At 50.8% G+C, this 13,019-nt stretch carries 9 protein-coding genes and 2 pseudogenes; 3 read left to right on the top strand and 8 right to left on the bottom strand.

Annotation, left to right across the window (positions count from 1 at the left end; genetic code table 11):
- Positions 1 to 230 precede the first annotated feature (230 nt).
- Together KWG61_RS04775 and KWG61_RS04765 are read left to right on the top strand one after the other, a co-directional pair.
- Positions 231 to 1,571 carry a phosphatase PAP2 family protein gene (locus KWG61_RS04775; RefSeq protein ID WP_242745095.1) on the top strand — a complete coding sequence of 447 codons (1,341 nt, stop codon included), beginning with the start codon at positions 231 to 233 and terminating at the stop codon, positions 1,569 to 1,571.
- Between the two features lie 422 nt (positions 1,572 to 1,993).
- Positions 1,994 to 2,640 (top strand): annotated as a pseudogene (locus KWG61_RS04765) (glycerol-3-phosphate acyltransferase).
- 270 nt (positions 2,641 to 2,910) lie between these two features.
- Here KWG61_RS04765 and KWG61_RS04760 read toward each other — a convergent pair.
- The 4 genes from KWG61_RS04760 to KWG61_RS04745 all read right to left on the bottom strand — a co-directional run bounded on the left by KWG61_RS04760 (position 2,911) and on the right by KWG61_RS04745 (position 8,865).
- On the bottom strand, positions 2,911 to 3,531 hold the full coding sequence (locus KWG61_RS04760) for a hypothetical protein (RefSeq protein ID WP_242745093.1): 621 nt from the start codon (positions 3,529 to 3,531) through the stop codon (positions 2,911 to 2,913).
- A 740-nt stretch (positions 3,532 to 4,271) separates the two neighbouring features.
- The gene (gene eno / locus KWG61_RS04755) at positions 4,272 to 5,621 is read right to left on the bottom strand and encodes a phosphopyruvate hydratase (RefSeq protein WP_230267250.1); all 1,350 of its coding nucleotides are present in this window, start codon (positions 5,619 to 5,621) and stop codon (positions 4,272 to 4,274) included.
- Between the two features lie 359 nt (positions 5,622 to 5,980).
- A complete protein-coding gene (locus KWG61_RS04750; RefSeq protein ID WP_230267251.1) occupies positions 5,981 to 8,173 on the bottom strand; it encodes a U32 family peptidase in 2,193 nt (730 codons plus the stop codon).
- A 299-nt stretch (positions 8,174 to 8,472) separates the two neighbouring features.
- The gene (locus KWG61_RS04745; protein ID WP_242745559.1) at positions 8,473 to 8,865 is read right to left on the bottom strand and encodes a metal-dependent transcriptional regulator; all 393 of its coding nucleotides are present in this window, start codon (positions 8,863 to 8,865) and stop codon (positions 8,473 to 8,475) included.
- Positions 8,866 to 9,046: 181 nt separating this feature from the next.
- Here KWG61_RS04745 and KWG61_RS04740 point away from each other — a divergent pair, with 181 nt between their 5' ends.
- Positions 9,047 to 9,607, top strand: a complete 561-nt coding sequence (locus tag KWG61_RS04740) for an NUDIX domain-containing protein (RefSeq protein ID WP_242745092.1) — start codon at positions 9,047 to 9,049, stop codon at positions 9,605 to 9,607.
- 79 nt (positions 9,608 to 9,686) lie between these two features.
- On the opposite strand, the gene KWG61_RS04735 is transcribed toward KWG61_RS04740, so the two are convergent.
- The 4 genes and pseudogenes from KWG61_RS04735 to KWG61_RS04720 form a co-directional block, all read right to left on the bottom strand.
- Positions 9,687 to 9,962, bottom strand: coding sequence for a hypothetical protein (locus KWG61_RS04735; protein ID WP_242745091.1), 276 nt, complete (start codon positions 9,960 to 9,962; stop codon positions 9,687 to 9,689).
- Between the two features lie 156 nt (positions 9,963 to 10,118).
- On the bottom strand, positions 10,119 to 10,265 hold the full coding sequence (locus KWG61_RS04730; RefSeq protein WP_242745090.1) for a hypothetical protein: 147 nt from the start codon (positions 10,263 to 10,265) through the stop codon (positions 10,119 to 10,121).
- A 235-nt stretch (positions 10,266 to 10,500) separates the two neighbouring features.
- Positions 10,501 to 11,611: pseudogene (metK, locus tag KWG61_RS04725) on the bottom strand (methionine adenosyltransferase).
- Positions 11,612 to 11,947: 336 nt separating this feature from the next.
- Positions 11,948 to 13,003 (bottom strand): asparaginase, encoded by a 1,056-nt coding sequence (locus tag KWG61_RS04720; RefSeq protein WP_242745089.1) that lies wholly within the window; start codon positions 13,001 to 13,003, stop codon positions 11,948 to 11,950.
- Positions 13,004 to 13,019: the final 16 nt, after the last annotated feature.

Raw genomic sequence — 13,019 nt, 5'->3', positions numbered from 1 at the left:
CCGGCTTTTTGCGCTTTGGAGCGCGTGTCTTTTCTATTTCGTTTTACCGACAAAGATTCAGTTCGGTTTGTCCTTTTCAGGCAGCTGTACGCAGAGTCATTTTCAATCGTAGACTCGCCTCCTTCGTTAAAAGCGCCGGGATTGCTTACAGCGCTCTTTCGACATCCAGACAGTCGTCGCAGGTTTGGAAAAATGCGAACATTCCGGGTCGTTTTTGATACCATTTATTCATGACTACCTATAAACACAAACGAATATCCAACGGCTGGCTGGTTTTTGGCCTGCTGCTTGGTGCGGCAGGTCTCGCCATTGGTACTTTTGGCGATCTGCCTCTGGATCAGATGATTTACGATCCTTTCAACGTCTGGGCCAGAATTCTGGCCGCCTGCGGTCCCGCTCCTGCATTCTGGGGCATCGGTGCCGCCGGTCTGCTGACTCTGGACATCTGGAAAGGAAAGAAGACCATGACTCTGGGCTGGCTGTTCGCGTTTGCGACCAACGTTATCGGCCCGGTTTACATGGCTCAGTCCATTAACGAAGAACTCGGACTGACCTGGTGGATGTGCTGGCTTAGCGGCCTGCTCATTTCCCTTCTTCCCGCGCTTCTCTTCTGGTATCTGATGCGCAAGGCCGATCGCAAGGACAAAATCAGGGCGATCTGGATTCTGCTCATCGTCTGCGGCGGTTCGACAGCCGTGATTCAGGTTGTGAAACGCATCTGGTTCCGTCCACGCTATTTCGCGCTTCTGGAAAATCCGGAACTGACGTTCCGTACTTGGTACGACTTTGGTAAATCCGGCGTTTCCCAGTTCATGGCTCTGTATGAAACGAACCACGATCTGTTCCGCTCCTTTCCTTCCGCCCACGCAGCTTCGGCTGCCTGCCTGTTTGTCTGGGCCATTATTCCCTGCTTCACCAAACGCGGCAGCGTTTCTCTGGCGATGATCGTCGCCTACCTCGGTTCGCTCGCTGTCATGGGCAGCCGCATGGTACGGGGCGCGCATTTTCTTTCGGATATCAGCGTCGGCTTCCTGATTACCTTTGTTCTCTTCTGCATCTGCGCCTGGGCCTTCGGTCTCACGCGCTATGACGACAGTCAGTACGAATATGAAGACGAAGACGATTTTGAAGAAAGAACGTCCCGTCCATCCAAATCGTCCCGCTCCAGAAAAGCGGCACGTCACGACGACTTCGATGAAGAGGAAGCAGAAGACGAGGATGTCGATTTCGAAGAAGACTTTGAACCGCGTCCCCGCAAAAAGCGAACGCAGAAAAAGTGCCCGCTGAAAATGAAGAAAGCGAAGCAAGTGAAGAAACACCTGCAGCCTCTGCTTCGGATCCAGCTAAAGCACCTGCTTCTTCGAAAGACGATCGCAAAGCCAAAGCGGAAGAGCCGGATGCCCCAGGAGAGCATCGCCGTCTTTCCCGCCGTGAACGTTCTGCACACCGCCGCAAAACGGTCGAAGAACTCTTTGACGATTCCATTTTTGAAGATTAATTGTACGGATTTTTCGGGAACGAAGCGCAAAGCTTCGTTCCTTTTTCATGACCCTTGTTTTCATAGCCGCTAACATACGGACAATGGCGAACGCCATTTTCCAGCGACTGCTGGGAAAATCCAAGTCCATCTCTTTGTCTGGGCTGGATTTCTCCGATGCACCGGCATGGCGCTAGCGGTTTTCCCTTCGTGCCATACAGGTATAATAAAATCGGTTCAGGAAAGACACGTTCCTGATTCTTCCGTATCCTGCAGAGCGCCGATCGATCGACGCCACGCGATTCGATTTGGTCTGTCTGTGTGCCTGGAAGAAAGCCCACTGGAAAGAAGGCTGTTTTATGTTGGCAATTGATTCCGCACTGGATTCTCTGATTACGCTTGGAGGATCCATTCTCGCTTTGTTAATTATCCTCGGGGTGTTTTATCTGATCGTAAAATCTTCCGGCAAGTAAAAGCTCCCCAGACAGAGCACTTATTCACAGAAACGAGGACGATATGGAACTGGATTTATTGTGGTGTGTCCTGATCGGATACGCCTTTGGCAACATTCTCACGGCTTCACTGGTCGGCCGCCTCTTTGAAAAAGACCTGTTTAAAAGCGGCTCCGGGAATCCGGGCATGACCAACACGATCAAGGTTCTCGGCAAAAAGCCGGAATCTTCGTTCTGCTTGGCGACATTCTCAAAACCTGCGCCGCGGTTTATATATGTGTACTGCTCTTTCCCGCGTATACGAAGCTGATCCCGCTGTATACCGGATGCGGCACGCTGCTCGGCCACTGCTTTCCTATATGGCATCATTTTCAGGGCGGCAAGGGCGTAGCCGTTACCGCCGCATCGTTTGTCCTGTACTGGCCGCTGGCCGGTTTCAGTGCGCTGGCCGCGGGAGCGCTTGGTGTCCTGATGAAATTTGGCGTAAAAATCGCCGCGCTTCTGATCGACGTCGTCTTCATGATTTTCATGGCGTTTCGCTTTTCGTGGATCACGTTTCTTCCCGCCCTGTTCATGGCCGTGCTGATGGCGTGGCTTAACCTTCGCCCAAACCGCCTCAAGGATGGAAAACCGCTCGCAGAATCTTCTAGCGCTGCCCAGAGCTCTGCATCGACTTTGAAAAGCAAAAAGAGCGAAAAGAAGAGCGTATAGAAAAAGAAGAGGAAGAACTTCTTGAAGCGCTCGATGCCGACATAGAGCCCGCAATTCAGGAAGCAGAATCCAGGACGGCACAGTCGATTACCGAAGGCGCGAACAGCACAGAAAAGTAATCTGCGCTCAAGCTCCTTTGAACAAAATAAAAATCGCACATCCATCGTCCGACGCGTTTTTCGAAACTGCGTTTGGCGGGAATGTGCGATTTTTGTTTTCTGCATTGGTTTATGGCTTGGAATCCGGGAGACTGGCTTCGCGAAAGGCAGATTACCAGTTGACCGCGATATCGAGCTGCGTGTGATTGTTGAGCGCAAAGGTTCCGGTGTCGCAGACGATGCCCATGCCAAGGGACGTCTGGATCAGAGAGCCACGAGGACGGGTGGGCAGATGGGCGGCGACCATGACATAATCGCCTAACATTTTTACGCCGTCTTCTCGCACCCAGTATTTGTCATTGTTGCCGATCGAACGCATGATGCGAACGACGCCGTCCATCGGAAGATTGTAGTACGTCTCTTTTCCGGAAGGACCCATAATGGTTCCGGCACTGCGGTTAAGAACCGCTCCATTCCACTGGGGCGTATCGAGCTTGATTTCCAGATCTTCTTCTTCGAGATCGGCCATCGTTCCGGCGGGCTGTGACGCGTTTTTAGCCTGGCTGACTTTCATCTCCGCATCCAGACGCCGCTTTTCGCGATCCGCTTCCTTTTTCTGGTAGTCTTTCAGCGCGTCTTTTTCTTCCTGACTGACTGCTACGCAAGTGGGATGAACGTGATACGTCTGTCCATCGATTTCCATGAGCAGGGTGTCATCGAGCGAATAGCCGATCAGCGTACCCTGCGAATACGGTTTGGGGCTCTGAAACAGACTGATCTGGCGCGTTTTCATATTTTCTTTTTGCACTGCTCAAGGCACGGTGCGGTCACAGCGGGAATCTGCATCGTTCCCAGTGCCGCGCTTTTTCAAAGCCGTTTGCCGGCTTTTCGCCCTCTTTCGCGTAAAGCGAGAGCGCAGGTATCATCAGGCCGGATAAGACGACGGCCAGTAAAGAGGCAATCCATTTTTCATAATTTCTTTCACTCCTGTGCGCGTTCTCTAAATCATCCTTTCCTCCATAATCCAGAAAAGGACATCCTGAAAAGCCGATCCTCTCTTCAAAAGACATCCCTTACCCGCTCCTGAAAAGCGGGCGGCAAGAGGGCAAAGAAGGATGACTTTGCGTAAGGCGTGCGCATGAAAACTCCGTTCTGGAATTTTTCTGCGTTTCAGTCTAACAAATCCGCAACGATCGGCTCAACCCGAAATCCATGCCGGCCAGAAACCGTGCATTTTTAACCAACACACTGTTACAGAGTTATTACTATCCGTATTCCATTTTGTTTTAGATCTTTCCTGTTTTCGATCTCTTCCGATTTCATCCAGCGAAATCCTACAATTTCCGTTATTTATTCCGTATCTCTCCCCTATTTCTAACGCTTTTTGACACATTCATCTACCGCAAAAAGTCTGAAAAAGACGATTTTATCAACCTGTACAAAGCCTTTACAAAAAGCGCATCCGCCGTATTCGCGCCGTTTTCCCACAAAAAAGCCGGGTGTTCACCCGGCTCTGGTTCAGAGGAAATGCAATTAGTTGGACTGTTTATCCATGTCGGCTTCTACAGCTGCCATGTCGAGCTGATAGAAAGCGTCAACGCCTGGATACTGAGCTACGGATACGGTTCCGCGTTTGTTCAGTTCGTCTTCAATGCGCATCAGGCGGTTGTACTTCGCGATACGGTCAGTTCTGGAGAGAGATCCAGTCTTGATCTGGCCAGCGTTTGTACCAACAGCGATGTCAGCGATTGTGGAGTCTTCGGTTTCGCCGGAACGGTGGGAAACAACTGTGGTGTAGTTGTGTTTCTGAGCGAGTTCGATGGCGTCGAATGTTTCAGTCAGAGTACCGATCTGGTTAACCTTGATCAGGATTGCGTTGGCGATGCCTTTAGCGATACCTTCTGCAAGGATTTTCGGGTTTGTAACGAACAGGTCGTCACCAACCAGCTGGATGCGTTTGCCGAGTGTATCGGTCAGTTTCTTCCAGCCGTCCCAGTCGCGTTCGCCAAGACCGTCTTCGATGGAGATGATCGGATATTTTTCTACCCATTCCTGGTACATAGCGATCATTTCTTCGGAAGTCTTGTTTCCGCCGCCGGATTTCTTCAGTTCGTACAGACCAGTTTCGTGGTTGTGGAACTCAGAAGCAGCAACGTCCATGGCGATCATGATGTCTTTGCCAGGAACATAGCCGGCTTTCTTAGTAGCTTCAACGAGCAGTTTCAGAGGTTCTTCGTTTCCGTCTTTGCAGGAAGGAGCGAAACCGCCTTCGTCACCAACGTTGGTGTTGTAGCCTTTTGCTTTCAGAACGGACTTCAGGTTGTGGAAGACTTCAGCAGCCATGCGAACAGCTTCTTTTTCAGAAGTTGCACCAACAGGCATGATCATGTATTCCTGGAAGTCTACGGTGGAGTCAGCGTGGCTTCCGCCGTTGATAACATTGCACATTGGTACAGGCATAACGTGTGCGTTGCAGCCGCCTACATAGTTGTAGAAAGGAATTCCGTAGTAGTCAGCAGCAGCCCATGCAGCAGCCATGGATACAGCCAGTGTAGCGTTGGCACCGAGATTGGATTTGAAATCTGTGCCGTCGAGTTCAAGCATGGTCTTGTCGATCAGGATCTGATCTGTAACATCCATACCGATGATAGCAGGAGCGATTTTTGTGTTTACATTGGCAACAGCCTGTGTTGTTCCTTTTCCGAGGTAACGAGATTTGTCGCCATCACGCAGTTCGAGGGCTTCACGTTCACCAGTAGAAGCACCGCTTGGTACCATTGCGCGACCATATGCGCCGGATTCAGTTGTGATTTCGCACTCTACAGTCGGGTTTCCACGGGAATCCAGGACTTCGCGTGCATAGACATCCGTAATAATAGGCATATTGAAATATTTCCTCCTTTGCCTTGATACAGGCAAATTATAGCACAGCGGCCGCTTGATTCGATAAAGACCTTAGCCGGATGCACCGTTTTCTGCCTTTTCAAAAAGGGGTTCAGTCCGCCCGTTCAAAGCCCGCTTTCAAAAAGTTCATTTTTGGACAAATTCAAGGATTTCCCTAATCTTAAGCCGATTGGATACACATATCACTCAGGAAAATTCCACTGTACCGATTTGATCATCTGCAGACAACCCGGATGATTTTTCGGACTGAAATCGGCTTGCAAAGCCTGAATCCCGCAAAAAGCCAGACGCTGCAAGCGCCTGGCTCTGCTCTTTATTTTCTGGATGAAATCCTCTAATTATTTGTTTCCGCTGATGGCTTCGAGGTTTTCTAACATCTGCTTTTCAAGCTGTTCTGTCTCATCATGGCTTTCGTCGCTCATGACCATACGGAATGCGTGCACACCTTCGCGAGCGTAGCCCGGGATCTGGTCGATGGTGTCGATGGCCTTTTCATCAAACACCTGCATGCGGCAGTCCGGGTTTCCATACAGGAATGCACGGCGTCCGTCTTTGCCCAGCAGCGTATAGCGGTTGGTCCGGCAAAGCGAGCAGTTCTGACGCTTGCCGTCTTTTAAAGCCGTATTGACCGGGCAGTGTTTCATGACCATCAGTCTTGGCTTTTCGTAAACCGTCAGAATGACTGGAGCTTCAAAGCCATAGCGGTCTTTAAACGCCTTTAAAAGCGCCTGCCGATCTTCATCGCTCAGTTCGCCGGCCAGAACGCCGCCCTGATAGCCCATTTCAAGCAACGCCGCAGCCGCGTAGGAGTTGGTAATGTTCAGGTTTTCCACGATTTCGCCTTTGCCCAGCGAATCGGTAATATAGCCTTCATCCTTATAAATCGGAGATTTGCGCTCCGTTCCCGGAATCGGGAATTCGCTGACCTGCAGCAGAGGCAGATCCGTCTTCTGGTTTTTGTTCTGTATCTGCACAAAGGAAGGCAGCGGCTTGGGCGCTTTGGGCTGGTACGTAGACTCGACTTCGACGAGCGGTCCGCGCTGCAGACGCAGCGCGCCGAGCTGATCAATTGCCTCACGGCGCATCGTATTCAGAATCGATACCGGAATAAAGGCGTTGTCCGGCAGATCCACATCAATCGTTGCCGGATTGGCCCAGGTATCTTTCGTCTTCTTCAGAGAACGGACAATCTGTTCCGTTTTGCTTGGGGCTTTCTGTGCCGCTTCGAGAAGACCGCCTTCAATAGCCACGGTATGGGTTCCATCCGTCGCTTCGAGAATCAACGGATCCCCGATTTTGGCCGCCTTAAGCGTAAAGGCGATATCCGCCTGCGGATGCGAAGTTCGAATGGCTTCTTCCACATCTTTCTGCAGAAGATAGCTTGTCGTCTTGCGGACTTCCATGCCGTTAAACACGCCGCCGGGAACGCGTACTTCAACCGTTTCCCCTTTGGCGGCTTTGGCGATCAGCTTGCCGCGGGTATCGAAAATGAAGTTGGCATTGCATCCGGTGGAACGATTCCTCTGCACAAAGCGAAGACCGTCATTTTGATGCAGATCTTCATCAAGAACAATGCGGGCGCGGTCATGGCTGACTTTAATGACCTTGCCAAGATGGATGCCCTGATGGTTGGACGTTTCCGTATTCATCAGCACAGTGCCTTTCGCCTTCCAGCCATGACCGGTCGTATAGCCGCGGTTAAACGCGGTTTCCATGCCGACTTTCAGTTCTTTGCCTACGCGAAGACCGTCTGCTGCAGCACGGGCGGCTGCGGCGCTTTCGTAGACGTATTCTGGCGATTTCATACGGCCTTCAATTTTCAGCGAGAATACCCCGGCTTTGGCGAGCTGGCTGATCTGATCGATCGCGGAAAGATCTTTAGGAGAAAGCAGATACTTGCCGGGAAGCGGAATCGGCATTCCGTTTTCTTCAAGCGTGTATTCCATGCGGCATGCCTGCGCGCATTTTCCTTTATTGGCTGAACGATCGTAGCGCACCTGAGAAAACCGGCACTGTCCCGAATACGAAATGCACAGAGCGCCATGGATAAAGACTTCCAGTTCCATTCCCGTCGCCGCGCACGCTTTGATTTCGTCAAGCGTAGCTTCTCTGGCCAGCACGCAGCGCTTTACGCCGAGCTTGCGCAGCTGTTCGATCTGATACGGTGTGGAAACAGAAAGCTGTGTAGAAGCGTGCAGTTCGAGATTGGGCAGGCGATGATGCAGAAGATGGATCAGACCGAGGTCCTGAATGATGAGCGCGTCGACGCCCAGTTCATGAAGGGCTTTGGCCTGCTGATACGCCTCTTCCATATGGTCTTCTTCAATGAGCGTATTCATCGTGACGTAAATGCGCTTGCCCGCGAGATGCGCGTCTTCAATGGCTTTGGCGACCTGATCGAGTGTGAAATTGGCCGCGTACGCCCGCGCGCCAAACTGCGGCAACGCCAGATAAACCGCATCGGCGCCGCCCGCAAAGGCGGCTTTGAGCGCCTGCTCATTTCCGGCTGGGGAAAGGACTTCAAGATTCATAGCTATCGCTCCCGTTCTATATCGATCTGAATCCGGCAGAAGAGAAAGCAGTCGCTCTTGTCGATTCAGAATTTCTGGTTTTATGAAAAACTTTTTCACAGGGTTTGGACGGCCGCTCTGGCGAATCCCAAAAGTCGCCGTCCGTTTCATCGTTTTCATTATGGCCAGCCCCGCGGAAACGTTCAAACGAAACGGCCGCTCTTCTCCGGTCTGCCCGTCCTGGCTTTGCGAAACGGATCCAAAGAAAAAGGACTGGATTTCTCATTTGAAAAATCTCAGTCCGAAAATTCAATTATCGTTTACGCAGCTTCTTCTTCCGCGGTTTCTGGGGCAGACGAATTATAGTACGTCTTGATGGCGTCGAACGTTTCCTGCGAAATCACGTGTTCAATCCGGCAGGCATCGTCTTCGGCGATCTGCGGATCGACGCCGATGTTCGTAAGCATCTGCGTGAAAAATTCATGGCGCTGGTACGTATGCTGCGCCGCTTCTCTTCCCTTGTCCGAAAGGATCAGATGTTTATTGGGATCTGCGAGAAGATAGCCCTGTTCGGTAAGCATTTTGACGGCATGAGAGACCGAAGGCTTGGAAAAGCCGAGATGGCTGGCTACATCCACACTCCGTACATACGGCAGTTTGGTGGACAGTACAAGAATGGATTCGAGATAGTCTTCAACCGATTCCGTCAGGATCGGGTCTTTTTATCGATCATCATGCCATTAGTTTAAACAAACTCACATAGGGAGTCAACGAAGCCGGCCTTTTGGCAAAACGCGCAGACGAAACGGCTTCAATCGGAGCACGCCGGCTTTCTGTCAGACACCGGCTGTTCTCAATGCGGGTAAAATAGAAACAAATTTAAACGTGCAGAAATTGGCTATAGAAACAGATCAGACGAAAAGGAGACACCATGTTAGTGACAACGCTTGGCTACATTCAAAGCAAAGACAAAGTACTCATGCTTCATCGCACAAAAAGGAAAACGACATCAACAAGGAAAAATGGATTGGGATCGGCGGAAAGCTTGAAGACGGCGAAACGGTCCTGGGCTGCATGCAGCGCGAATGCCGGGAAGAAACCGGCCTACACTGGAATGATCCCAGACTCTGCGGCATCATCACCTTTAACTTTCGAAAACACGAAGAAGATCCGCTCTTTTCAGAACTTATGTTTCTGTACACGGGAGAACTCGATCCGCAGGAAGAAAAGCGCCTGCAGGAGTGCAGCGAAGGCGATCTGGTCTGGATGGACTGGAGCGCTATCGCCTCGCTCAATCTCTGGAAAGGCGATCGAATCTTTCTAAAGCTGCTCAAGGAACATGTCCCATTATTTTATATGGAACTGAACTATCTGGGCGACACGCTCACGCACGCGACACTGAATGAAAAAGAGCTGGATCTGAAGGATTCGTCCATCTATCTGGGGACAGACTGATCGGCTGCTCCTTCCCGTCGCCAGCTTCAAATGAGAAGGATGGAACGCGACGGAATCCATGTCGAGATGCCTCCAGACTTCATTCGTTTACGGTGCGCTTTTCTTCCTTCTGGAAATCCAGAAAGCGGACCTGTTCGTAGGAGAAAACCAGATTCTGGCTGGAATCAAACGCACAGATGTATTTTTGATCCGGTGAAACTTTATACCGGTATTTGAAGGGATAGGTTTTCAGTGCAGTCAGCGGATCCATGCCAATATACCAGTCGCCGAATTCATCCAGTTCATCATTTCGCATGGCCACATACTCTTCCCAGTCATCAAAGCCCTTATCGCCCGGTTCGTACAGTTTTTCCATTTTCACGAAATCGTAACGGTGGTCAAGGCGGTAATTGTCGTCGTCAAAAAGACAGTCAGGCTTTCGCAATCCTCACAAAGCCAGCAGTCCGGTTCTCTGGACGGTGCCCAGTCATAGCAGTCGTAAATATACTCAAAATGTCAGGAGCTTTGTAGTCTATTCCCGGGTAGTCCGTCCCCACGAGGAATACTCCTGGATGCGCCTCCATAAATTCTTCAAAAACGAAATGGAAAACGCGTTGATTTCCGGTTTTCCATCGCCATTCCACATATCGTATCCATTTATACAAAGGCAGTGTGCCATGTTCTTTCCCTCCTTTTCCTGTCCTTAATCTGATTCCTGTCCTTAGTCTGATTCCTGTCCTTAGTCTGATTCCTGTCCTTAGTCTGATTCCTGTCCTTAGTCTGATTCCTGTCCTTAGTCTGATTTTAACGGATCCGATTCTGGAAAAACGACCTGTTTTCCTGCCTGCAGAAAAAGTCTCCAGAACCTGCTGATGCGTTCTGGAGACTTTGAATTTTGAAAACAGAATTTCTATTTAGCGCTTGAGCTCAATTACTTTTTCCCACGGAAGTTTGGGGTCGCCGAAATGACCGTAGTTGGTTGTACGGGTATAAATTGGTTTGCGCAGATCGAGTTCTTCAAGAATATTGCCGACTTCGAAATTGAAGTTCTTCTTGACGATATCCATGATTTCTTCGTCGCTGACTTTGCCGGTGCCGAAGGTGTCCACGAGAATCGAAACAGGTTCCTTGCGTCCGATGGCGTAAGCCACTTCGACTTCGCACTTGTCTGCCAGTCCATTGGCAACGATGTTCTTGGCTACCCAGCGGGCATAGTAAGCTGCCGAACGGTCTACTTTGGTCGGGTCTTTTGAAGAGAAGCATCCGCCGCCGATATGGCCCATTCCGCCATAGGTATCGCAGACAATCTTACGGCCTGTGGTGCCGGAGTCGCCGAAGGATCCGCCGACTACGAACGATCCGCTTGGGTTGATGAAGTATTTTGTATTTTCATCGAGAAGTTCAGACGGGATGACCGCATCGATGACTTCCTTGCGGATGAGCTTGCTGAGGTCTTCCTGGCTGATTTCTGGAGAATGCTGGGTGGAAACGACAATCGTATCAATGCGTACGGGCTTGTCATCCTTATATTCTACGGAAACCTGTGTCTTTCCGTCCGGACGCAGCAGATCCGGATGCTCGCGGCGAACTTTGGTCAGCTGACGGGACAGCTTGTGCGCATAGTAAATTGGGGCCGGCATGAATTCATCCGTTCTCGTTGGATGCGTAGCCGAACATGATGCCCTGGTCGCCGGCCGCAACCTCGAGCTTGCCGTCCTTGTTCTTGTTGACCGCGTTATGGATTTCCGGGGACTGCTTATTTACAACGGTGTGTACGTGATATTCTTCCGGATAGCCGATTTTCTTCAGAACGTCTTTGGCGATCTGTTCGAAATCGATGACGGCTTTCGTGTTGGCTTCGCCGTAAACCAGAATGAAATCATCCTTGATGGTGGCTTCTACCGCCATGTTGGAATTAGGATCCTGGCGAAGAGCTTCATCAACGATCGAGTCCGCAATCAGGTCACAGACTTTGTCTGGATGTCCTTCTGTTACCGACTCACTGGTAAAAATATAGTTTTTCATCAAATTTCCTCCTTATACATTCAGTTACGGGATACTTCATGAGAATGTGAAATACTTCCTGGAGATATTCGAAGTCCTTAACCAGAAAAAAGCATACCGAAGCATGCTTATGTTATTCATCAGCGCCTTCGTTATCGATGTCAGCTGGGCCACCAGTTACGAGGTTGGCGCGGGATCATAGAGCTGACTCTCTCCCCGACTCTTGATAAGAGTATTTCAGTGCTTTTCATTATAGTGCAGGTATGAATTCTGGACCCGGTCAATGCCTTTGTTTTGCCCAAAAACCCGTTAGTTCAGTATAGCGAATTTTGTGTCCACGTGCTGTCGTTTTGATTTTTATCCCTGGTTTCGATGATCCGGTTCGTTAATAAGGACAAATTTCTTTTCCTGAAACGATGAAAAAGCGCCGCAAAGACGTTGCCGGCGCTTTTGTACGTTTTCTCTTATGATCTTCAGGGCGCGGTTTCGATCAGTATTCTCGGAAGAGCGCGAGCATTTCTTCGCGCGGCACGCCGTAACTGAGCGCGAGCTGGGTAAGAATTCTCGCTTTATGCGGAGAGAGGCGATGGGCCGGAATGGTTTTCTTGAGCGGATCAAAACCGGAGATTCAAAGGCTGCGCCTTCGAGCAGCCGGCTGGTGCGGACGATGAGCGCGGGTCCGGTGTAGTTTTCGATGACTTCCCGGATTTCCTGCGAATAGTTGCCCGAGCCGGATCCGGCGATAATGACGCCGTCATACGTTTCCAGCATGTACGCAAGCAGATCCGGATCGCTCTGCGCATGGACATAATAAATTTCCACGCGTGCAAGCCGCGGAATCTGCTCAATCGCAAAGCGCGAATAAATGGTATGGCGGCGATACGGGGCGTGAATGAGATACGCCTTGTCATCCTGCATGTAGCCGATCGGACCTGGATCGCCGACTTCAAACGCGTCGGTCTTGATCGAATTGACTTTCGTCAGATCGCGGCCGGAATAAATCGTATCCGACAGAACGGCGAGCACGCCCATTTTTTCCGCTTTGGGATTGGCGGCCAGAGCGACCGCCTGATACAGGTTCATCGGGCCGTCCGCACTCGTCGCGGTTGCCGGGCGCATGGCGCCGGTCATGACAATCGGCTTGGAGACATTCAGAACCAGGTTGAGGAAAAAGGCGGTTTCTTCGAGCGTGTCCGTTCCATGGGTAATGACAATGCCATCGAACCGGTCGTCCTGTTCGAGTTCTTCCGCTTTGACCTTAATGCGAAACAGATCTTCTTCCGTAATGTCATTAGAATCCTTGGAGCAGACGGAAAAGACTTCCAGATCGGCGAGTTCCTGAATGGAGCTGACGCTGGAAAGAATCGACTCAACCGACAGGGTTCCCGCGCGATACGTCGCCGCTTCGCCCATCCGGCCGGATCCGGCA

It is taken from the genome of Allobaculum sp. Allo2, from assembly GCF_022701175.1.
GTDB lineage: Bacteria > Bacillota_I > Bacilli_A > Erysipelotrichales > Erysipelotrichaceae > Allobaculum > Allobaculum fili.
The sequence above is the reverse complement of the archived record's forward strand: the minus strand, read 5'-3'. Positions and strand labels throughout refer to the sequence as shown.